The 21533-nt window shown below is 55.7% G+C and carries 21 protein-coding genes and 1 pseudogene; 11 read left to right on the plus strand and 11 right to left on the minus strand.

The annotated features are described in order from the left end of the window. Window positions 1-105: 105 nt before the first annotated feature. Together AC07V9_RS04405 and AC07V9_RS04410 are read right to left on the minus strand one after the other, a co-directional pair. Entirely contained in the window at window positions 106-1206 is a 1101-nt protein-coding gene (locus tag AC07V9_RS04405; RefSeq protein WP_495014474.1) for an alpha/beta hydrolase, read from the minus strand. A 74-nt stretch (window positions 1207-1280) separates the two neighbouring features. Continuing rightward, complete coding sequence (locus AC07V9_RS04410) at window positions 1281-2420, minus strand: glutathione-independent formaldehyde dehydrogenase (protein ID WP_495014475.1); 1140 nt, start codon at window positions 2418-2420, stop codon at window positions 1281-1283. Window positions 2421-2665: 245 nt separating this feature from the next. Here AC07V9_RS04410 and AC07V9_RS04415 point away from each other — a divergent pair, with 245 nt between their 5' ends. From AC07V9_RS04415 to AC07V9_RS04435, 5 genes are all read left to right on the plus strand, one after another. Then, on the plus strand, window positions 2666-3565 hold the full coding sequence (locus AC07V9_RS04415; RefSeq protein WP_495014476.1) for an SDR family oxidoreductase: 900 nt from the start codon (window positions 2666-2668) through the stop codon (window positions 3563-3565). A 20-nt stretch (window positions 3566-3585) separates the two neighbouring features. Beyond that, window positions 3586-3882: a trehalase-like domain-containing protein gene (locus AC07V9_RS04420; protein ID WP_495014477.1), complete on the plus strand. Its 297-nt coding sequence runs from the start codon at window positions 3586-3588 to the stop codon at window positions 3880-3882. 150 nt (window positions 3883-4032) lie between these two features. Then, complete coding sequence (locus AC07V9_RS04425) at window positions 4033-4266, plus strand: hypothetical protein (protein WP_495014478.1); 234 nt, start codon at window positions 4033-4035, stop codon at window positions 4264-4266. Window positions 4267-4352: 86 nt separating this feature from the next. Further along, window positions 4353-4919, plus strand: a complete 567-nt coding sequence (locus AC07V9_RS04430; RefSeq protein WP_495014479.1) for a TetR/AcrR family transcriptional regulator — start codon at window positions 4353-4355, stop codon at window positions 4917-4919. Between the two features lie 55 nt (window positions 4920-4974). Next, a complete protein-coding gene (locus AC07V9_RS04435; protein ID WP_495014480.1) occupies window positions 4975-5940 on the plus strand; it encodes a quinone oxidoreductase family protein in 966 nt (321 codons plus the stop codon). 465 nt (window positions 5941-6405) lie between these two features. Here the strand turns inward: AC07V9_RS04435 and AC07V9_RS04440 are convergent, their stop codons facing one another. The 6 genes from AC07V9_RS04440 to AC07V9_RS04465 form a co-directional block, all read right to left on the minus strand. Continuing rightward, the gene (locus tag AC07V9_RS04440) at window positions 6406-7182 is read right to left on the minus strand and encodes an alpha/beta fold hydrolase (protein ID WP_495014481.1); all 777 of its coding nucleotides are present in this window, start codon (window positions 7180-7182) and stop codon (window positions 6406-6408) included. Between the two features lie 24 nt (window positions 7183-7206). Then, on the minus strand, window positions 7207-7716 hold the full coding sequence (locus tag AC07V9_RS04445; protein WP_495014482.1) for a cytochrome P460 family protein: 510 nt from the start codon (window positions 7714-7716) through the stop codon (window positions 7207-7209). A gap of 22 nt (window positions 7717-7738) precedes the next feature. Then, window positions 7739-8812: an alpha/beta fold hydrolase gene (locus tag AC07V9_RS04450; RefSeq protein ID WP_495014483.1), complete on the minus strand. Its 1074-nt coding sequence runs from the start codon at window positions 8810-8812 to the stop codon at window positions 7739-7741. Window positions 8813-8874: 62 nt separating this feature from the next. Continuing rightward, entirely contained in the window at window positions 8875-10239 is a 1365-nt protein-coding gene (locus AC07V9_RS04455; protein WP_495014484.1) for an epoxide hydrolase family protein, read from the minus strand. Window positions 10240-10728: 489 nt separating this feature from the next. After that, window positions 10729-10992: a DUF2790 domain-containing protein gene (locus AC07V9_RS04460; RefSeq protein ID WP_495014485.1), complete on the minus strand. Its 264-nt coding sequence runs from the start codon at window positions 10990-10992 to the stop codon at window positions 10729-10731. Window positions 10993-11421: 429 nt separating this feature from the next. Next, entirely contained in the window at window positions 11422-12147 is a 726-nt protein-coding gene (locus tag AC07V9_RS04465; protein ID WP_495014486.1) for an AraC family transcriptional regulator, read from the minus strand. Window positions 12148-12371: 224 nt separating this feature from the next. Between AC07V9_RS04465 and AC07V9_RS04470 the strand changes: the two genes are divergently transcribed. Beyond that, a complete protein-coding gene (locus AC07V9_RS04470; protein WP_495014487.1) occupies window positions 12372-13586 on the plus strand; it encodes an MFS transporter in 1215 nt (404 codons plus the stop codon). A gap of 77 nt (window positions 13587-13663) precedes the next feature. Continuing rightward, the gene (locus AC07V9_RS04475; protein WP_495014488.1) at window positions 13664-13921 is read left to right on the plus strand and encodes a DUF2790 domain-containing protein; all 258 of its coding nucleotides are present in this window, start codon (window positions 13664-13666) and stop codon (window positions 13919-13921) included. 52 nt (window positions 13922-13973) lie between these two features. Here the strand turns inward: AC07V9_RS04475 and AC07V9_RS04480 are convergent. Beyond that, window positions 13974-14231 (minus strand): annotated as a pseudogene (locus tag AC07V9_RS04480) (OsmC family protein); the annotation flags it as partial. A 322-nt stretch (window positions 14232-14553) separates the two neighbouring features. On the opposite strand from AC07V9_RS04480, the gene AC07V9_RS04485 reads away from it, so the two are divergent. The 3 genes from AC07V9_RS04485 (at window position 14554) to AC07V9_RS04495 (ending at window position 17509) form a co-directional block, all read left to right on the plus strand. Then, on the plus strand, window positions 14554-15669 hold the full coding sequence (locus tag AC07V9_RS04485; RefSeq protein WP_495014489.1) for an alkene reductase: 1116 nt from the start codon (window positions 14554-14556) through the stop codon (window positions 15667-15669). Between the two features lie 81 nt (window positions 15670-15750). Further along, window positions 15751-16407 (plus strand): redoxin domain-containing protein, encoded by a 657-nt coding sequence (locus tag AC07V9_RS04490; RefSeq protein WP_495014490.1) that lies wholly within the window; start codon window positions 15751-15753, stop codon window positions 16405-16407. A 175-nt stretch (window positions 16408-16582) separates the two neighbouring features. After that, window positions 16583-17509 carry a LysR family transcriptional regulator gene (locus AC07V9_RS04495; protein ID WP_495014491.1) on the plus strand — a complete coding sequence of 309 codons (927 nt, stop codon included), beginning with the start codon at window positions 16583-16585 and terminating at the stop codon, window positions 17507-17509. 147 nt (window positions 17510-17656) lie between these two features. Here the strand turns inward: AC07V9_RS04495 and AC07V9_RS04500 are convergent, their stop codons facing one another. Beyond that, window positions 17657-18535, minus strand: a complete 879-nt coding sequence (locus tag AC07V9_RS04500; RefSeq protein ID WP_495014492.1) for an SDR family oxidoreductase — start codon at window positions 18533-18535, stop codon at window positions 17657-17659. A 53-nt stretch (window positions 18536-18588) separates the two neighbouring features. Then, window positions 18589-19578 (minus strand): zinc-dependent alcohol dehydrogenase family protein, encoded by a 990-nt coding sequence (locus tag AC07V9_RS04505; protein ID WP_495014493.1) that lies wholly within the window; start codon window positions 19576-19578, stop codon window positions 18589-18591. Window positions 19579-20312: 734 nt separating this feature from the next. Here AC07V9_RS04505 and AC07V9_RS04510 point away from each other — a divergent pair. Then, a complete protein-coding gene (locus tag AC07V9_RS04510; protein ID WP_495014494.1) occupies window positions 20313-21422 on the plus strand; it encodes an alkene reductase in 1110 nt (369 codons plus the stop codon). Window positions 21423-21533 lie beyond the last annotated feature (111 nt).

Here is a 21533-nt window from a genome sequence, read left to right on the forward strand (position 1 = left end):
CTGATAAGCCTGAATCTCTGGTAGTGGGTCATGCACTGCATGCAGTGCCGCATACAGTGCTGCCCACAGAGCTATGGATCGAATCCTTCTAGCGTGCAATTGCGCTCATCGCGCTCCAACCGAAGCCTTGAGCCTGCCCCCCGCATACTCCTGAGCATCCTGAGCTTTCTGAACGACAGCCGCTGTGCCAAAAAACTCGTGGGTTACCCCAGGATACAATCGACGCTCGACACTCACTCCGGCACTTTTCAGCGCCTGTTCAAGCTGGGCGCCATCGTCGCGTAACGGATCGATTTCAGCATTGATGATGGTGACGGGAGGCAAACCCTGCAGATCTGCATGTACCAGATCAATTCGAGGATCTTTCGCATCGGCCGCGCTGGTGGTCACGTGGGAGATAAACCACAGCATCATAGGACGGTTGAGCGGCAGCGCGTCGGCATATTTCAAGTAGGATTCGGTGTCGGTGGCAGATTGTGCGACCGGATAAACCGCCAGCACGTGCCTGGGTGCCGTCAGCCCTGCCTTGTGTGCTGCGACAGCAGTTGCAATCGCGAGATTGCCGCCAGCACTTTCACCCGCGAGTGCCAGGCGCTGTGGATCTCCGTTCACTGAGGTGGCGTGGGTGGTGAGCCAACGGTAGGCGGCGAGCGCGTCATCGTGCGCTGCAGGGAATTTGTTTTCCGGCGCAAGGCGATAATCCACGGACACCACCACCGCGCTCGCTTGCTTGGCCAGTCCTCGAGCACCCGCGTCATAGACCTTACGGTCAGCAAACACCCAGCCGCCGCCGTGGAAATACAGCACCACCGGGAAGGGACCAGTACCAGCCGGCGTATAGACGGTGGCGGGCATCGCACCGGCAGCGCCCGGAACAGTGATGTCCTTGGTCGTCACACCAGGCACCAGTGTTTCTGGCGAACTATCGCGTTTCTGATCAGCCAGAACACCTTTCACAGCGTCGGCCATAGTGGGTTGCGTTCGCGCTTCAGCGGGGGTTGTTTTCTCTACCGCCTTGGCATCAAAACTGGCGTACTTGTTCAGCACTTTTTGCATGTCGCCATCGGTGCGCAACATGCTTTTGGTGCCACTGACCGCCAATTCCGAAACCGTATGTTTTTCAGGGTCGCGGGCACATCCGTTCAATACCGCCATCACGCTTGCTACAGAGACCAGCCACAGCCATTTACGATGATTCTTGATCATTATTTTTTTCTCGTCGAACACTGTCAGGAAGCGGGCACACGGCATCGTTGGCCGCCGGCCCGCGATCATTGTCGTCAGGCTGCAGGCTTGAGGATGACTTTCGTCCAGCCCTCATCCCGATTATCGAAGTGCTTGTAGGCGTCAGGGCCTTCGTCGAGTTTCAGACGGTGGGAAATGATCTGTGATGGCATTGCTCGTCCATGGTGGATGAGCTCGGCGAGCCGACGATTGTAGGCCTTCACGTTGGCCTGACCGGTACGAATCTGTTGGCCCTTGAACCAAAAAGCACCGAAGTCGAAGGCCATTTTGCCCTCCTTCGCCAGCTCGTTTGTCGCACCCGGATCCTGCGGAACGAATACCCCCACAACACCAATACCACCCGTGGCTTTGGTCGAGGCGACCAGATTGTTCATGGTCAGGTGGTTGGCCTCATGACCGTGTTTGTCGCAGCATTGATACCCCACGCATTCACACCCGCGATCAGTACCTTTGCCATGAGTGAGATTCAGAATCTGATCGACCGCTTCTTTCTCCAGCGAGTTGATGGGCGTTGCTCCCATTTGGGCCGCCAGCTTCAGACGGTCGGGGTGGTTATCCACGACAAAAACCTGTGACGCGCCTTTGATCATGGCTGAATGCGCAGCCATCAAGCCCACGGGCCCGGCACCGTAGATCGCAATACTTTCGCCGGGCAGCAGCCCTGCCAATTCGGTCGCGTGCCACCCTGTTGGAAAGATATCCGACAGCATCACATAGTCGTCTTCGCGCTCTTGGGCGTCCTCGGGAAGCAGCAGGCAATTGAAGTCGGCATAGGGCACCCGCAGCAGTTCTGCTTGACCACCTTGATACGGCCCCATGTCGGCGAAGCCGTAAGCTGCACCGGCACTGCCTGGGTTGGCGGTGAGGCAAAAACCAGTTAGCCCCTTCTCGCAGTTTTCGCAAAATCCGCAACCAATATTGAAGGGTAGACACACTCGGTCTCCCACCTTGATACGGTCGACACCAGCGCCGACTTCGACAACTTCCCCCAGGTTCTCATGGCCGAATACACGGCCGGTTTCCATGGAGGTGCGACCCTCGTACATGTGCAGGTCGGAGCCGCAGATATTAGTGGTAGTGACGCGAACCAATGCGTCGGTGGGTTTCTCGATTCTGGCGTCAGGGACGTTCTGCACACTGACGTCTCGCGGGCCGTTATAAACGATGGCTTTCATGGTGCTCTCCCGTTTAAGAGACGAATCGGTAGTTCGTCTACTCACGAGATGTCTGGCTGGAACCTCCAACGGATGTTCAACCCTCTTTACTAAACGGCTGACGAATGGCGGCAGGCGTTGCCTTTAAGCAGACGCCTATTTAATCCAAAAGACTGAACGTTTTGTTTTCAAACGCTCTCCGAGGTTAGGACTCCAGTTGGCGCAAATGCCACCCATGTCTCAAGACGTCTCGAAGGAAAATCACCATGGCAACTGAAAACCAATACGCAATGCAGAACCCGCTGACTCAGTATCCGCAACCCGAATTCCCCAAGCAGCCGCAAACGCCGCCAGGCACTGTGCATAAGATGCAGCCAGCCGCCGACCATGGTGAAACCAGTTACAAAGGCTTCGGCAGATTGGCCGGTCGCAAGGCCCTGATTACCGGTGCTGACTCCGGAATTGGTCGCGCCGCCGCCATTGCTTATGCGCGAGAAGGCGCTGACATCGCGCTGACTTACCTGCCGGAAGAAGAAGCCGACGCCAAGGAAATGGTGGCGTTGATTGAAGCCGAGGGTCGCAAGGCAGTCTGCATCCCTGGCGATCTGACCAGCGAATCGTTTTGCCAGAAGCTTGTCAGTCAGGCGGTGGAAGGATTGGGCGGGATTGATGTGCTGGTGAATGTTGCGGGTAAGCAAGTAGCGCAAAAGGACATCGCCGATCTGACCACAGAACAATTCGACGCGACTTTCAAAACCAATGTCTACGCGCTGTTCTGGGTCTGTAAGGCTGCGCTGCCGCATTTGAAACCAGGGGCCACGATTATCAACACGGCGTCCATTCAGGCCTATCAGCCTTCTGAAACGTTGCTTGATTACGCTCCTACCAAATCCGCCATCGTCGCGTTCACCAAGGCCTTGGCCAAGCAGGTGATCAGCAAAGGTATTCGAGTCAACGCGGTGGCGCCCGGCCCTTTCTGGACGCCGCTCCAGCCGAGCGGTGGCCAGCCCCAGGAGAAGATCCCGGAGTTCGGTTCGCAGACGCCAATGGGCCGTCCTGGTCAGCCGGCTGAATGCGCGCCGATCTACGTGCTGCTGGCCAACCAGGAGTCGAGCTATATCACCGGCGAGGTCTTCGGCGTCACCGGGGGTAATCCGCTACCGTGAGTAGCCAAAACGCCATACCCATGCGTGCCGACGGCTATGTCACGCTGGATCAATACATCGCCCTGGGGGACGGGCGTTCCGTCGCCCTGTCGGCGACCGACGGTTCCATCGATTGGTGGTGCGCGCCGAATATGGACTCTGCGCCGCTGTTTGACCGCGTGCTGAGTGCTTCAGGGGGTGGTTACTTCAGCGTCACACCCCGAGAAGCATTCACCGTCGAGTGCGGCTATGTCGAGTGCGGCTATTTGCCAGACAGCAACGTCGCCTGCACGGTTTTCAAAACGACCAAGGGCACTGTGCACTCATTGAATCGATGACAGCGGCAACGCGGGGCCTCTTCCTTGGAGCGAGCTGGCCCGCAGACTGGATAGGCTGGACGGCGAGATCGACTTCGACATCATTTTCACGCTGCACTCAGGTGCCGCGCGCAGTTTCCCCATCGGCGCGGCGATGAAAAAAACATTCGCATGAACATGGGCAACTGCCACCACCGCAAATACCTCCCCAAGCTGATTGAGCTGAGCCTCGCCGGGAAGGTTGATCCGGCCAAGGTGCTGACGCAATGTGAACCACTCACTGACGCAATTAGCGCCTTCGCAGCATTCGACCTGCATGAGTCCGGGTGGATCAAAGTCAAACTCGAGCCGGATGAGTCGTTGCAGGCGAACGAAGGGAGCCAGCCAGGGTGGCTGTCCGAATAGATCGCTGTGGTGGCCCGCACGTTGGCACGCGTGACGCGCTTCTGTTACTATTTTTGACCGATCATTCCTGAACTGCAGACAAGATTATGGCAAGGCCCAGAGAGTTCGATGAGGAGCAAGCGCTAGACGCGGCTGTAGAGGTGTTTCGAGAGCATGGATTTGAGGGGAGCTCGGCGGTGATGCTTACCCAGGCGATGGAGATCGGACGACAGAGCCTGTATGCCACTTTCGGGGACAAGTGGAACCTTTACCTTGCCGCATTGCGCCATTACGGCTCTAAGGAAACTCGTGCTCACTTGGCTACATTGCGTGAGCAGCCAAGCGGCTACGCAGGTATCTCAGCGTTTTTTCAGCGTGTTGTTCAGCAAGCCCATCGCGGGTGCCTCGGAATCGGGTCAATTTGCGAGTTTGGGGATACGAAGTCCGAGATCAATCAGATCCGCCAGTCATTGGGGAGCGTTTTACGGGAAGGCATCGCAGATCGGGTAAAAGACGCCCAAATCAACGGCGAGATATCTTCGGAATTGGCTGACTATGCTGTCGTGGATTTTTTACTGGCTAGCGTCACCGGAATCCGGATAGCCGCGCGCAGCGGAGCGGACACCGCGCACCTTGAATCACTAAAGACAATGGCGTTGCGCGCTTTGCGGTAAGAGCGCGCTTTTTTTTGCCCAATTGTGGAACGAACGGTCAATAACGGAGAGCTCCATGAAAGCAGTCAAGATAAGCAGTGAAGATGGCAGCCCCACCCTGGTTTATGAAAACGTCGATCAACCCGCGCCCGGCAAGGGCCAAGTGATTGTGGAGGTCTCGGCGGCAGGTGTGAATTTTATGGATCTGGGGGCAAAAACCGGAGCAATCGGCAGTAGCTACAAGCCTTCGATTCTCGGCGTCGAGGGCGCTGGACGTATTGTAGAGCTAGGTGCTGACGTGCAGGACTTCAACATAGGAGACCGGGTGGCCTGGGTGTTCGTGCCACACAGTTACGCAGAACGCATTGTTGCGGATGCTGAGTGCCTGGTGAAAATTCCCGACGATATCGACGACCGATCCGCAGCGGCTTTGATGATGCAGGGTCTGACGGCAAGCCACTTTGCGACCAGCTTTTATCCAGTCCAGAAAGGTGACATCGCACTCGTGCATGCCGGAGCTGGAGGATTGGGTCGCCTGCTGACTCAGATCATTAAACTCAGAGGCGGCACCGTGATCAGCCGTGTTTCCAGTGAGGCAAAGATTGAGATAGCCAAAGCGGCAGGCGCAGATCATGTGATCGTCAGTGACGACGGTGCATTCGCGCAGGAGGCCATTCGTCTATCGGGTGGTGAGGGCGTCCATGTGGTATTCGATGGATCAGGCCCTGCAACGTTTCAAGGCTCGCTAGACTCGCTACGTCGAGCAGGGACATTTTGCTGGTATGGCCCTGTGCTCGGCGGCCCTGGGCCTATCGATATCATGAGTCTCCCTAAAAGCATCAAGCTTGGTTACGCAGTATTCTTTGACAGCATCTACACGCCCGACCTGCTGAGGCAAAAGGCGCAACAGCTATTCGACTGGGTGCGTCACGGGGTCGTCTCGATCAAGATCGGGGGCGTCTATCCCCTAGCTGAAGCAGACAAAGCTTTGGCTGACCTGGAAAGCCGGACCACCACAGGAAAGTTGCTGCTTACGCCGTAGTGCCCTTTAGCAGAGCACTGGCTATCGGCTTGGCGCCTTTCGATCAATGAAGGTGCCGGCCGGTAGAACTTCGCGGGCACCAGATGCCCGGCGAGTGAAAAAGTGGGGTTTGTGATGGGGCGAACTGGGTACCCTCTGCAGCTGGGGGTATTCAGACTAGGTGCCCTCTCCCTTAAACGCATCTATACACAGTGATAAGACAATACCGATTCGTTCTTAGCGCGTTGCAGTTCAGACGTCACCAAGTCAGCAATCGCCTTGGCACAACCTGGCGTAGAGGTAGGCGCGATCATGAAAACCCCAGCGCCGCCCTCCTCCAGGCAATGCTCCATCTGGTTGGCAATATCAGCGGCGGTACCTACGGCCACCCGTATCCCGCTTCAATACGGTGACGGGCGCCTCACCCCAGGCGCATGAAAGTTCGGCGCTGCGTACAAGAACAGCGTCCGAACTCCTTGGCCATGGTTATTGCGCAGTCGCAGCCTTCTCGATCAAGCGAGCAACGCGTACAGGGTTTGATACCATCACCACATGGGAGGCACCTTTGACGACCTCCACACCCTTGGCATCTGCACGTTTAGCCATGAACGCCATCGCTTGCGGGGGGATGTTCTTATCTTTGTCGCCGTAGATGTACCAGGAAGGAATGTGTTTCCAGGCAGGGCTGCCAAATTTCTCATTCAGCGCCGCTTCGGTAACGGGACGTTGGGTCGCTGCCATCAACGCAGCTTCGGCTGCGGGCACATCCGCTGCGAACTGGTCGTGAAATTTGTCCTGTTGGATATACAGATCCTTTCCACCATCACTCAACGGCACTGGAGCTGCGAGGGTTGGCCCCAAAGTGCTCCCGGGAAACTTACCTGCCAGACCCGCGACAGTTTCGCCAGTATCTGGGGCAAACGCACTGACGTAGACCAGGGATTTCACATTCGCCTGGTCGTTGGCCGCCTCACTGATCACGTTTCCGCCGTAGGAATGGCCAACGAGCACCACAGGTGACTTGATGCTCGTGAGTAGCGAAGCGATGGATGCGCCATCACTTTTCACACTGCGTAAAGGGTTGGCTGCAGCGACTACCGTATAGCCGTCCTTTTCCAAAATCTTGACCACCCCGTTCCAGCTTGAGGCGTCGGCGAAAGCGCCGTGAACAAGAACGACAGTCGGTTTGTCAGTCTGCGCGAACGCGTTAGCACCAACCAACAGGCTGACAGCGACTGCCAGCGAGGCAATGATCTTTTTCATTGGGAACTCCGTTAGATACAGGGGTTAAGGGGCGTACCGTGTAAAGACAAAATCATGGTTTTGAACGCGCGCTTGATGGCAGGCGAAACACGTTTCGTGCTGAGCCTGATCTACAGCCTTGCCGTTTATGAAACGACCAAAGCCCCACCCACCGGTTGCCGCGTATTTCTTCGAATCTTTCACCATCACTTGAACCGTTGTGGCTGCGCCGGGTATCGAAGCTGGCGCGAATTCGGGTGACTGGATGTGCTTCCACGCAAGCTTTACCAGTATTGTGCCGTCGGGAAATGGCAGCGTTGAGTCTTGGTACGCCTTGATCGCCACGTCGTTGCCGACTACGGCGCGCAATTCATCTAAGGGTGCTGCCTCTTGGGCGGGAGCGATCAGCTCCCATTTGCGATAGCCTTCGGGAATCTTCACGCCGTAGATCGGTGAAGCGTCGCCGCCACCGGGATCGCCCATTGCGATTGCGGTGAGGGTGAGCGCAACCGATGCAACAGCCCCTGACAACACTGCCAGATGCTTCAGTTTCATCGTTGCTCTCCTTCAGAGAACGTCAGAGATGATCTGCGTCAATCACTGCTTGAGCGAAGGCCTGTGGCGCTTCCTGTGGCAAGTTGTGGCCAATGCCACCGTTGATCAAGCGATACTCGTATTTGCCGGTATAACGCTTGGCATATGCCTCAGCGGGAGGATGCGGCGCCCCGTTGGCATCACCTTCCATCGTGATAGTTGGGACACTGATCGATGGGAAAGCAGCCAGCTTTTTCTCGATCGCGTCGTATTTAGGCTCACCTTTGATCAAGTTCAAGCGCCAGCGATAATTGAAAATCGACACAGCCACGTGATCAGGGTTTTGTAGGGAAACCGCGCTGCGATCAAAGGTAGCGTCGTCAAAATTCCACTTGGGTGAAGCCAGCTTCCAGATCAGCTTGGCGAAGTCGTGAGTGTTTTTCTGGTAACCCTGACGGCCCCGCTCGGTCGCGAAGTAGAACTGGTACCACCATTGCAACTCGGCGGCTGGCGGCAATGGAGCGTTGCCTGCCTCCTGGCTGCCAATCAGGTAACCGCTCACAGCTACCAGTGCTTTCACCCTTTCCGGCCACAGTGCTGCAACGATGTCCGCTGTACGCGCGCCCCAATCGAAGCCGCCCAGCACCGCTTTATTGACCTTCAAAGCATCCATGAAGTCGATCAGGTCGGTAGCCAGCGCAGCAGGCTGACCATTGCGCGCGGTCTTGGCCGAGAGAAAATGGGTGTCGCCATAACCACGAGCGGAAGGGATCAGAACTCGATACCCCTTATCTGCCAAAGCAGGAGCGACGTCCGCGTAAGCATTGATGTCGTACGGCCAGCCATGCAACAAAATAACCACCGGACCATCGGCTGGGCCAAGCTCCGCGTAGGATACGTCCAGCAGCCCCGCCTTCACATGTTTAAGGTCACCAAGTGAAGTGTGAGCTCCGGGCGTGATAGCACCAATTGTTGACGCCGGCACTTCAGCAGCGCTGGCTTGGGAAAAACCCACAGCCACTGCTCCGAATTGGAGTAACGCAGCAGCCAAAAGTGATGGAGCGAAAGCCCGCAGGCGGCTCGATTTATTTTTGTTGTTCAACAAGGTCATCTCCATAGTGCTTCTCCGTTGCGAGCCTTCAAATCGCGGCCCTGTGTGTTGATTTGATTGCGTAAAAACTACTGGGCTGGCTTGGTTGCACCCAGCTTGGCACGCAGCGGCCGGAAAGCTTCGCGCAACTCTTCGCTGAACAATTGCGGTTGCTCCCAAGATGCGAAATGGCCGCCCTTGTTAACCTGGCTGTAGTAAGAAAGAGATGGATAGGCTCTCTGCGCCCAGCTTTTTGGGGCTTGATAGATTTCGTGCGGGAATACCGTGATCGCCACCGGCACCTTGATGCTTGCTGTCTTCTGCGCCTCAGCGCTGAAATTGTTGTTGTTGTTTTCCCAATAGAACCTGGAGGACGATGCGCCGACGTTTGTGAGCCAATACAGGCTGATGTCGTCCAACATCTCGTCACGGGTAAGCACGCGTTCTGGCTGGCCATTGCTGTCAGTCCAGGCAGCAAACTTCTCGTACATCCATGCCGCAGTGCCGGTGGGCGAATCAGCCAGCAGATAACCGATGGTCTGCGGGCGAGTGACCATCATTGCTCCGTAGGCGGCATTACGGCCGAAGAAGGTGCTCAACGAATCAAAAGCCTTACGCTCAGGTTCTGCCAGCCCTGCAGGTGCCGGGTCACCGCTGTTAATCGGCTTAACGAGTTCAGGCGGAATGGTGGCTGGCATGTTCAGGTGAATCCCCAACAAGCCGGGTGGATTCAGACGTCCCAAGGCGTCAGATATCACCGAGCCGTGATCTCCACCTTGCGAGACATATTGGGTATATCCGAGACGCTTCATCAACACATCCCAAGCCTTCGCAACTCGATCCGGCCCCCAGCCCAACTCAGTTGGCTTGCCAGAAAAGCCATGTCCAGGAATCGATGGAATGATCACGTCGAATGAGTCTTCAACCTTGCCGCCATAGGCGACCGGATCCGTCAGCGGCCCGATGGTCTTCAGGAACTCAAACTGCGACCCTGGCCACCCGTGTGTGAGAAGCAACGGCATGGCGTTCGGATTCCGCGAGCGCACGTGGATGAACTGAATGTCGACACCATCGATGGTGGTGATGAACTCAGGCAATGCATTGAGCGTTGCCTCGGCTTTGCGCCAGTCGTAGCCGTTGCCCCAGTATTTGACCAAGGCTTGAACCTGAGCCAGCTGTACACCTTGCGAAGCGTCGTTCACTGTCTCTTTGTCAGGCCAACGGGTGGCGGCGATGCGTTTGCGCAAATCTGTCAGTTGCGCCTCATCGACATGAATACGATAAGGACGGATAGCGTCTGACTTGGACGCAGTGACGGGGGAAGTGGAATCAGCGGCAGGGGTTGCGGCCCATGCCCCGCCAGTGCCCGCAAGCAACGCCAGACCAAACACGCCAACCTTAACGGAAGAAGCCAGACAATGGTGCCAAGTGAATCGGGAGGAAGCTGCAGGCATTTTGAATCTCCTATAAGTGAGTGGCCAACAATGAAGCGGCCGTTTGCGGACTCGCTATCACGCCACCAAGGCAGCCGACCTGGCTGCCCTGTAACGAAAGTCCGGTTCGTGCAGGCTCGATCAAATCACCAGGTGAACCTAAGGACGATTGCCCCATGGTGTCGGTCGATACCAAGGTATGACTTGCCAGAAATGAGCTGCGCATGCTGCTGTTTCAGCGCTGTACTCACTATCGGCCCAGGCGTTCAGCACTCCTTCCGTACGAACGGTGTAGGTCTGGTACCCGCTACGGGACGATTGGGGGCAATCCTGTCTCCCGCAGTGGCAGGCCAGATGCTCGACGCCAATTGGAACTCGCAGAAACTTTGCACTTTTTACGCGCTGAGCCTGCTGCTAGCAGTCCTTACTGCTTTGGCTTGCTGGTAGACATACCTGAACACCTGCGGGTCGTGGCCGAGGGTGTCAGGGGTTTACTCAGCAGGCTGCGAATCAGTTGTCCTGGCCGCAGTCCTGATTGATGGCGCGATAGTCAAATGCCTGAGTTTTTCCGGCAGAATCCAGATACGTCAGGCGGGTTTTGACGACGCCGCAGTGCGAAGAAGACCCTTCGTTGACGGACACAACTTTGGCAATGTCCAAGTGATCGCCGTACATATAGTTGTGAACCTGGACGGTGTCTTGAGCGTTAGCAGCTACCGCGCCCAGGCTGAACACGGCAAAGAGAGAAGCGATGCTGAGGTTTTTCCAGTTCATGATGATGTCTCCAAGCGTTAGATGAATTTCGTCGAGAGGCTTGTGCCGTCTCCATGGCGTTCATTTAGCGCCTCTGAGGTATCTCGCATGTGTCTCCAAAGGCCATAAAAGAATCACTCTGTATCTATCCGGAATGCAGATACAAAATGATACAAACCAGGGTTAGCTGAGGGGCTCAGCTATCCAGAGCGATTATCGACTGGCATCAATGGGGCTTCGACAGTGCTTGATACGGCGGTTACGACCTTCAAATCCCCGCCCTTTTGATCGCTGGCCCAAACACCTCCGGACGCACGCGATCCAATCACGACACGCTGCACCGGAGCACAAATTGCGCGAATTGAACCAACGGCGGGTATGTTATTTCTACGAGGTACTGAGAAGCGGCTCGCTCCGAGGGGCCCTCCCCGTCGAATCGGTTCACAACCGTTATGCCCTGATCAAAAACTCTCTAGGCGACTCGCCCATGATTCTTCGGAACATGGCACTGAAAGCGCCAGGACTCGCGTAGCCTAAATCTCTGGCAATCACACCGATCGCTTGGCCTTGCTCCAAACGATCCAACGCAGTAGCGAGGCGTACCTGCTGCACCCAGTGACGGAATGTCAGTCCGGTCTCTTTCAGAAACAAACGGATCAACGTTCGCGAGCTAGCGCCCACCTTATCTGCCCAATAGTCGATGGACTGTGCGTTTTCGGGACGCGCGAGAATAGCGTCGCAGACACTTGCCAGCCTTCGATCAGTTGGCCAGGGGATCTGCAGAGGCAAGCTACGTGACAACTGCAGCTCGCTGAGGATCAATCCCACAATGTGAGCGTTACGACTGTTTTGAGGATATTCGACCGGCTGGTCTGCCAGGGCAAGAATCAGTTCACGCAACATCAATGATACTTCAAGCACTTTGCACTCGGCGCCGAATATCTGTGATGCCTCAGGATCTATATAAACCGAGCGGAGCTTCACCGGACTGAGCATCAACTGGTCATGCACAACGCCTGCAGGAATCCACAGCGCTCTTTTTGGCGGCAGGAACCACAATCCATTTTGCGCCGCCACGCGCATGACGCCACTAGACGCATACAGCACCTGCCCGTGCCTGTGTGTGTGAGGTTCATTGTATTCGCCGGTGTGCTGATTTCGAACCAGTACAGTCATTTGCCGAGGGACATCTCGGTAGTCAAGGTAATCCTCGCTACGCTCAGGACTCGCTTCACATACAGCGACTATACGGTTCTCTCGCACCGCTCCACCCTCCTTCCTGGATGACTTCAATCGACCCATAGTCATGCCGAACTGTCACTTTTGCGATCAAATCTGGCATTCGTCGGTTTTAATTCATTTTTACCATAGCCCTTCAAACCACTAACTGAGGGCTTGTCATGACAGCCTACGCCCATTCTACAAGCGCCAAGCATACCCTTGCCGCAGTCATTGGCCTCCTGGTGCTTTCCATCGCGTTGCGCCCGGCGATCGTATCAATCGGGCCGATTCTGCTGCTGATCCAGCAGCATTTTTTATTGAGCTACAGCCAAGCAGCCTTGCTGACTTCGATCCCAGATGTGTGCATGAGCCTCTTCGCTCTCATAGCCCCCAAACTGATACAACGCTTTGGTACCGATCGGTGCGTGGTAGCGGCATTAACATTACTCGGCATTGCCACTGTTTTGCGCGCACTCTCGCCCAGCCCATTGCTGCTTTTAGGCAGCACATTTCTGATAAGCGTAGGCATCGCCGTTGCTGGCGCGTTGATTGGAGGGTGGATCAAATCGCACTTTCCTCACCGCGCGGCATTTTTTATGGGCATCTATGCGGCAGGTTTAAGCGTGGGCGCCACTCTTGGCGCTGTCCTCGCAGCCCCTATCGCGGAGCTCACCCAAAGTTGGAGAATCAGTGCAGGCGTTTGGAGCATCCTGTGCGTCACCGCAGTGATCAGTTGGGCCTGGATGAGCACGCGTTTCGAGTCAGAAGGCCCAGCGCTTCAAAAAACCAATAAGCCTCATGTGCGTCTGCCATGGACAAAACCGCAGGCGTGGTTGGTAGCGCTGAACTTCGGAGCAGGCCAGTTCGTCGTTTACGCGCTGTTCGCATGGCTTGCTCCAGCATCGACCGAAACCGCAGTAACCCACCTGCCCTCGGGCATACTGCTCGGCTTGTTCACTGCCGTTTTTGCCCTGGCAAGTGTCGGCGCCGGGATGCTCCCGGGCAAAACATATGATCGTCGTCCACTGCTGGGTGTCTCGTCTCTACTCGCTGTTCTCGGCATGGCGGGCATGTGGCTTGCGCCGACGCTGGCCACTACCGTGTATGTAGTACTGACAGCAGTCGGTCTTGGTATGGGCTTCACGGTCGCGATGACGCTGCCATTGGATAACGTCGACACACCCGAACAGGCAGGTGCCTGGACAGTCTTCATGCTGTTCATTGGCTATCTGATCGCAGCACTCGGGCCACTATGTTTCGGAGCTTTGCGCGATCACTCAGGTAGCTATACCTTGTCCTACGAGACTCTTTTTGGTGTGACCGTCCTGATGTTCTGTTTAACACCGATTCTCAAGCCCGCTCCCAAGGAAAGTCTGCAGACGGCGGCAGCATGACTGCGGTCAGCGCCCTTTGCCGCCTAATCCCTCAAAGGATCAACGCGTACTTACCTAACGACCTTGAGGAAACCAGGATGAACACGAAACTGACCATAGCCGCCTGCCTGTTTGCCGCCCTGAACGTTTGCACCTTCGCTGCACGTGCCGAGGCATCGGGACAGAACAACCACTTGTCCCAGCCAGATATTCGCATCGTGCTGTCGTCGAGCCAAGAACCGACTGCGACCTGCGGTCAGGTGCAAACACACATCACCTACTTGGACTCCAGGGGCCAAACCCAGAAGCTTGACTACTTGAAACCTGCTGACCACTGCCGGAATCAAAACGGCTGAGTTTCAGGCAAATCCGCGTCACGATAAATAAATCGTGACGCGGATTTTTGGCTCAGATCAGGCTGAGTGTTACGTCAATATTATTGCGCACAGCCATGGAGTCAGGGCAAGTTTGATGTGCCGTCTGAACCAGCTTTTGTGCAAGCTCGAGGTCAAGCCCTGGCAGGCTGACGTTCAAACGAACACGAAGAAAATAAGCCTCCCCCTCCAGACACAGATCGACTTCTGCATCGATTGCCAAACCTGCGGGCAAATCGACGTCGAACTTTTTCGCAGCCTTCCCTGATGCCCCGTCAACGCAAGCCGACCAGAGCCCTATCCGGCATCCCGGCAGGAGTTCTTGTCATGTAGCGCCAAAGCGCTGCGGACATGTTCAGATTCGGTATCAGGCCGGCAGTCGCCGACTGCATGCCAAGACTTACTGTGCAGCAGAAGGCGTGACGGGAAGATCCAGCAATTTTAGTGCTAGGACTTGAATCAAACGAGTTCGCTTGGAAAGACTCATCCGTATTTGGAATAGCCCCTATCCCGCCAGATGGCTATCTGACAAAGCGGCGAACCTCTAAATTTCCCTCAACGCAACATGCACGCCGGAGCTTTCCGGCCACTCTAGATGCTCTTGAGGCCTACAAATGACCAAGTTATTCAAACCCGTAAAAGTCGGCGCTTATGACCTTAACCACGGTGTGGTGCTGGCTCCGATGACGCGTCTTCGCACGATCCAGCCTGGTGATATTCCTAGTCCAATGATGGCGGACTTCTACAGTCAGCGCGCATCGCAAGGCGGTTTGCTGGTGATCGAAGCCGCAAGCGTTTCGGCTCAGGCACGCTCCTATCTGGGTGCGGCAAGCATCTACCATGATGGTCAGGACGCGGGCTGGAAAGCCATCGCGGATGCAGTTCACGCTAAAGGCGGATACGCATTTTTGCAGCTCATTCACGGCGGCCGCCAGAGCCATGAAGATGTGGCAGAGGGCGCTCAACCGATCGCACCATCGGTTGTGCCTTTTGAAGGTGTCGCGCTGACCAAAGATGGTTTTGTACCGGCCTCCCCTCATCGTGCGGTAGGGATCGAGGAGATTCCTGGCCTGATCGAAGATTTCCGCCAGGCGGCAGTACGAGCTAAAAAGGCGGGGTTCGATGGCGTTGAATTGCATGGCGCCAACGGCTATCTGGTCGACCAGTTCATTCAGGATGGTACTAATCAGCGCACCGATGAGTACGGCGGTCCGATAGAGAACCGCGTGCGTTTCCTGCGCGAAGCGTTAGAAGCCTTGATCTCCGTCTTCGGCGCTGACCGAGTGGGAGTACGTCTTTCTCCCTCCGGCGAGTGGGGTAGCGTTACCGACAGTAATACTCAAGCCACCTTCAGCTATGTGGCAAAGGTCTTGGATAGCTACAAGATTGCGTACATCCATGTGATCGAACCGCGGGTGAAAGGTGACGACACGTTGCACGAAGGACAGGGTGTGGTGGTTGCATCTTACCTGCGTCCGCACTTTTGCGGCCCGATCATCGCCGCAGGTGGCTTCGACCGCGAGGGTGCCATTGCAATCGTTGAAAAAGGCGATGCGGACCTCGTAGCCTTCGGCCGGCACTTTTCGTCGAACCCGGATCTTCCATACCGCTTGGCGAACAATCTGCCACTGACTCCCTATGTTCGTGCGGCATTCTGGGGCGGGGATGAAACCAATTACTCGGACTTCCCAACCTACGCCGAGCGCGAAGCGGTAGCAGAAGCCGTTTAATCGGATGCCGCGCCTCGCACAATCGAGGCGCGGCTTTCGCTTGCCCCCTCCGCAGCTTGCTCCAACAAAGGAGAGGTAGACATGAGCCGGGATTCTTCAGGGAAAAAAGACGAAACCGATTACGCTGCGGACATTGCAACCGCGGCAGCAGCCAGTGCTTTACCCAAAGCTTTACGTGCAGGGGAGCGTGCACCTACGTTCAAGCTGATCGACACCCAAGGTAATCCGATCATGCTCGAAACGGCGCTACAGGCGGGGCCAGTTGTGCTGAATTTTTTAAGAGGCGCGTGGTGTAGCTTTGGCGAATCCAGCCTGGCTCAGCTTGCCTCGACATACGAAAAGATCCGCGATGAAGGTGGAGTTGCTTTCGCCGTTGCTCCACCCAGTCGTGTATCTGCAGACCGGATGCCGCTGCCTATCCCTGAACTGATAGATGTCGAAATGAAGGTCGCACGTTCGTTTGGTCTGGCATTCGAACTCCCCGAAGCGCTCAGGTCAAGATATATCGAGCTTGGCTATATCCCACCCAAATCGCGCAAGCCAGATAGCTTTCTGACGCCTATCCAGGCGACTTATCTCATTGATCAGCAGGGCGTCATTCTGCTCGCCCACATCGATGCAGACTATCGTCATCCACTCGATAATGAAGCCCTCCTGGGAGCGCTGAAAGGAATACGCGCTCGGTCGCAATCGCGCGAGCACGCCGCAAAGTCGAAGGGCAACTGGCGTCTCAAATAACTCAAACTAAAGTTATGCAAGCGCCCCCAAGGCAGGGTTCAGGTGCCGACGTATCTGCGCCTTGGATAATCTGCCATGCTGACAATCTCAGACACTATCCCGACTCAGGCCGTCATTCGACGGACATAGCCAACCGCTCTATTGGACCGCGCGTCTCTCTTTCTGGAGGATCTTGATGGATCGCCTCGCTGCGATGGAAATTTACATCCGAGTAGTGGACACAGGATCGTTCTCGGCGGCGGCCCGGCACTTCGACATTGGGCAGCCGGCGGTGTCCAAATCAGTCGCGCAGTTAGAAGAGTGGCTCGGAGTCAAACTCCTGCTCCGCTCCACTCGATCGCTAACCCCCACACAAGCCGGTCAGAGCTTCTACCTCAGAGCCAAGCGCTCAGTGGAGGAAGCGGATGAGGCTGTTCTAGCGGCGCGCGGTACCGCTGCAGGTCTTACCGGAAAACTCCGCGTGTCGGCTGCGGTGTGCTTTGCGCGGCTACACATCGTCCCTCGGCTACCGGAATTCCTGCAGAAGCATCCCGAGCTCGACCTTGAGCTGATTCTGGACGACCGTAATATCGATCTTGTAGCGCAAGGAATTGATCTGGCTTTACGCATGGGTGTTTTGCCCGACTCCAGCATGACCGCCAGGCGTATAGGGGAAGCAAGGCGCCGGGTACTGGCAACGCCTGAATATCTTGCCCGATACGGAACGCCCACGAGCCCATCCGACCTTCTTTCTCACCGGGCCGTGATTTATTCGCGTGATTGGGGAGGCGGTGAACACTGGACATTCAAGAAAGAAACCGTGGAGCAGTCGGTAAAGCTGGAGGGGCGTGTGACCATTTCAGCCACTGAGGGTCTGCGAGCAGCGGTATTTTCCGGTTTGGGGATCGCAGTTGCCTCTGAGTGGGCGTTTTCACCCGAGCTGCGTTCGGGCCGTGTCGTGTCAGTAATAGATGATTGGTATCTGCCCAATATCGCTCTTTCTGCGCTCTATCCTACGGGCCGCATGGCCAGCAGCAAGGCACGACACTTCGCGACATTTGTTCAGGATTGCCTGGCACCCGAATTCGCTCCCGAATTGCTGGGTGCGAGTGATCGGTCGTAAGAGACAATGAGCGTTTCGGTAGACGCCCTTTCGCAGAGGATTATCTCTGTTAGCCAAACGTCGCGTGACAGGGATTTGAGACGGTGGGCAAGGCGCCTCTACATGTGGTGTAAAGGCGCCTTGAACGGGTATGGCAAGGGTCAACAATCAGTAGGTAAACGCGACCGAGTTCTCTTTCACGAAGTCTGCCCAAGTTCTTGGTGTGTGACCCGTTAATTCGAAGAAATTATCGTAAACCGCGTCAGCCCCAACAATCCGGCCAGCTTCGTAGTCGATCCAGTTCTGATAAACGCAATGCATGTACGCCACGTCCGCGCCAGCGGCCAGCATACTTTCCAAAAACTCTTCCGGAGGTCTCGCTTCGTACCTGAAAGGCTTTCCTGTAACCGCCGAAATAATCTCAGCAATCTCAGGATAGCTTTTCGCATCGTAACCGAGCTGGTAGGTACGGCCAGAATGTTTTTCAGGCTGCTGAAGTACCACTGCTGCGACGGCGGCGACGTCCTTGGTATCAACCCAACTCAGGCGCGCATTCCCTACATAGTGACGAATGATACCGTTCGCCTCTTCTTGCGCACCGCCATAACCCAACAGATTTTGCATGAAAAGCTCAGGACGCAGATGCGTGAACTGAAAACCGGACCATTCGATGAACCGCTCTACGAATTGATGCCACGCCCAATGTGCGACTTCAGTGTTGTCATGCCCTGGCGCCCCGAGATGGACGATCTGGCTCACGCCCGCGCGCTTTGCCGCGTTCACGAATGCATAGCTCTGCTTGAGCATATCCACGGTGTAACCGGTGAGCATAAAAACGCTATCAATGCCCTCAAGCGCAGGCGCCAAGGTATCTTCACGATCGTAATCGAACTTGACGACTTGTACCCCCGATCCCTTCAGCTTTTGCGGATTACGTGCCGCAGCGACAACTTCAAGGCTGTCATCTTTGGCGAGAATTCGAATCAGCTCTCCCCCGATTTGCCCGGTTGCACCGGTTACGAGCACTCTTCGTTTATGGGTAGTCACATCAATTCCCTAACTCAATAAATGAAAGCCCTATAAAGACGGCGTATCACGCTTTACACCGTTACAACGATCTTGCCGAACTGACCGTTGTTCTCCAGATAGCTGTGAACATCTACCATCTCGTCGAAGCGGAAGGTGCGGTCGATGACCGGTTTCAAGGCACCGCTCTCCAGGCCTTTTACAACGTATTCAACCGCTCCCTTACGGCGCGCATCATCGCCACTCGTGAGCCAGATGTTGTGACCCTTCACGACCAGCATGTTTGCGATCATTTCCAGTACCGGAAGGTGTGCAGGGCCCTCGGCGAGCGCGCCGTAGAGATAAATGATTCCTTGAAAACTGATAATCGAGACCAGCTTTGGAAAGTTGGAACCGCCAATAGGATCGAAGACGACCCGAGCACCTTTTCCGCCCGTGATGCGCATGATCTCTTCCACCAGATCCGTTTCTTCGGTGGCGATCACATGTGCTGCCCCAGCGTCGAGCAATTGCTTTTTCTTGGCTGATGTCCGGGTCAGCGCAATGGGAGTAGCGCCCTGATAGGCGGCGACTTGAATGGCGGCAAGCCCCACACTGCTGGAAGCGGCCGAAATGACGACGAAGTCGCCTTTCCCGACTTTCGCGTCTTCGACCAGCGCTCCGTAGGCGGTGATAAACATCATCCAGACCGACGCTGCCTCTTCATAGGACAGCGATGACGGGTGCTTCACCACTGCATGGACAGGCAATGTGACAACTTCGCCGTAGGTGAAATACTGATTCATTGAAAACGACGGTATAACGCTGACCGCATCACCAACGGCCACATGGGTGACATTCTGACCGATTGCGTCTACTACACCGGCAGCCTCGTAACCAAGCCCGGCTGGGAAGGTAACCGGCTCAATGTATATATCAGTGCGCCACATCGACTCGGCTCGGTTGATACCGATGGCTTTGACCTTGATACGAACCTCATCCGGGCCAGGTGCAGGCACATCTACTTCGACAAATTGAAGGACTTGCGGTCCGCCAGCTTTAGCAAATTTGATCACGCGAGACATGAGTGTTTCCTCGAAAGAAAATAGGTGCGTGGACTGTGCAGATCGGGCAACCAAAACGTCGTCCGAACGGGAGTTGCATCGGCGGGAAAGCTTGTGGTGCCTGCTCACCACCCGCAGGCAGTTTGTACTTGATGAGAAGAACGGCACCTGTTTGACGTCTACCGGTCGACACGGTGAGAACAATCTATCCGTTGCTCTTGGCCTCGATAACTTGGGTACCAGGAATAGGGATCATTCCAAAGAGGGATAACTGACATACGGGCGGTGGATCATCTGCCACACTTGGGCGCTCGCCCCCTCCCCAGGCAATCCTCCCCATGGGTGATCCCCCATGACATTTTGCAAATGATGTAGAAGACTGTGTCGACATATTCGACTCCTCGAAAGTGTATAAGCGCCTTGTAAGGTGCATGCGCCAAGTCGAGGGCGAATGTATCGGGGGTAGACAGACCTTAAATAAGCGCGAAACCGCATAGGGTTCATTTCAGAAAGCCATAGGTTCTCAACATACCTGCGGCGGATAAATATCCTGGCCTCATAGGCTAGTTTTCTGAACGCCCCTAGGGCCTCAACCATCAGCGACAGCTCAATCCTGCACGATTTGGAATGAGCCTTATCCCTTTTGCCTATCTTCAGACGACATGGCCTGGTCGGTAGAGTCCTGCATCAGTGATCGGAGCCGCTTCGGCGGTGCACAGGACGCCTGCAATCGTCAGCTAACCATGGTGAAAAACATGTCTAATCTTTTTAAACCAGTGAAAGTCGGCCCGTATGAAATGTCCCACCGCGTGGTAATGGCCCCCCTGACACGCATGCGAGCGGAATCTGGCGCGGTGCCAGGTGACCTGATGGTTGAATATTATTCGCAACGCGCTTCTGAAGGCGGACTGATCATTTCCGAAGCTACTATCGTTTCTGAAAATGGGAGCGGTTACCTTGGATCGCCAGGGCTGTACGACGATAGCCAAATCGCAGGCTGGAGGCGCGTCACGGACGCCGTTCATGAAAAAAAGGGGCGCATCTTCCTTCAGCTTTACCATGCAGGGCGCCAGTCAAATAGAGAGCTACAGCCTGGCGGCGCGGCGCCAATCGCCCCTTCGGCAATCGAACACGGCGGCGTTGCTTATACCAATGAAGGCTGGGTTCCTAATACGCCGAGCCGTGCCGTAACGGTAGCCGAGATAAGGGATCTGGTAGAGAGCTTTCGCGCCGCCGCGCAGCGCGCACTGGCCGCTGGCTTTGACGGAATTGAACTCCACGCTGCGAACGGCTACCTGTTCGACCAGTTTTTGCAAAATGGCAGTAATCACCGCACCGATGAATACGGTGGCTCAATTGAAAACCGCTTCCGTTTCCTTAAAGAAGCCACCGAGGCTGTCATCTCGGTTATCGGCAGTGACAAAGTAGCGGTTCGCCTCGCACCCAGTGGCACGTTCGGAGACATGTCGGATACCGACCCTGAGGAGCTCTTCATCTTCGTGACCCGCGAGCTTTCCAAGCTCAGCCTGGCCTATTTGCACCTGATTGAACCTCGCGTCGCAGGAAATGCAGATGATCCATCAAAAAATCAGAGTGCCGTCGCTGCCAAACTTTTACGTCAGCATTACAAGGGCCTGATTATTGCGGCCGGGGGCTTCGAATCTGACACGGCGGAGGCGATCCTCAAGCAGGGAGACGCGGACCTTGTGGCCTTTGGACGCCATTTCGTGTCGAATCCTGACCTGCCAGAGCGCCTGCGTAATAATTGGGCTTTGAATGAGTATGTTCGCGATACGTTTTTCGGTGGCGACGAGCAGGGCTACATAGACTATCCGACGTACGAGCGTTCTCAGTCCCACACCTGACACAGCAAACAAAAACCTGCGGTTCGGTTTTTTTCCATGACGTCCGTCGTTGCTCACCGACGCCAAACCTGATTCCTGAACCGTGAATTTCGATGCAGCCCACTCTATGTG

The sequence above is a fragment of the Pseudomonas sp. GW821-FHT02A11 genome (genome assembly GCF_059421985.1).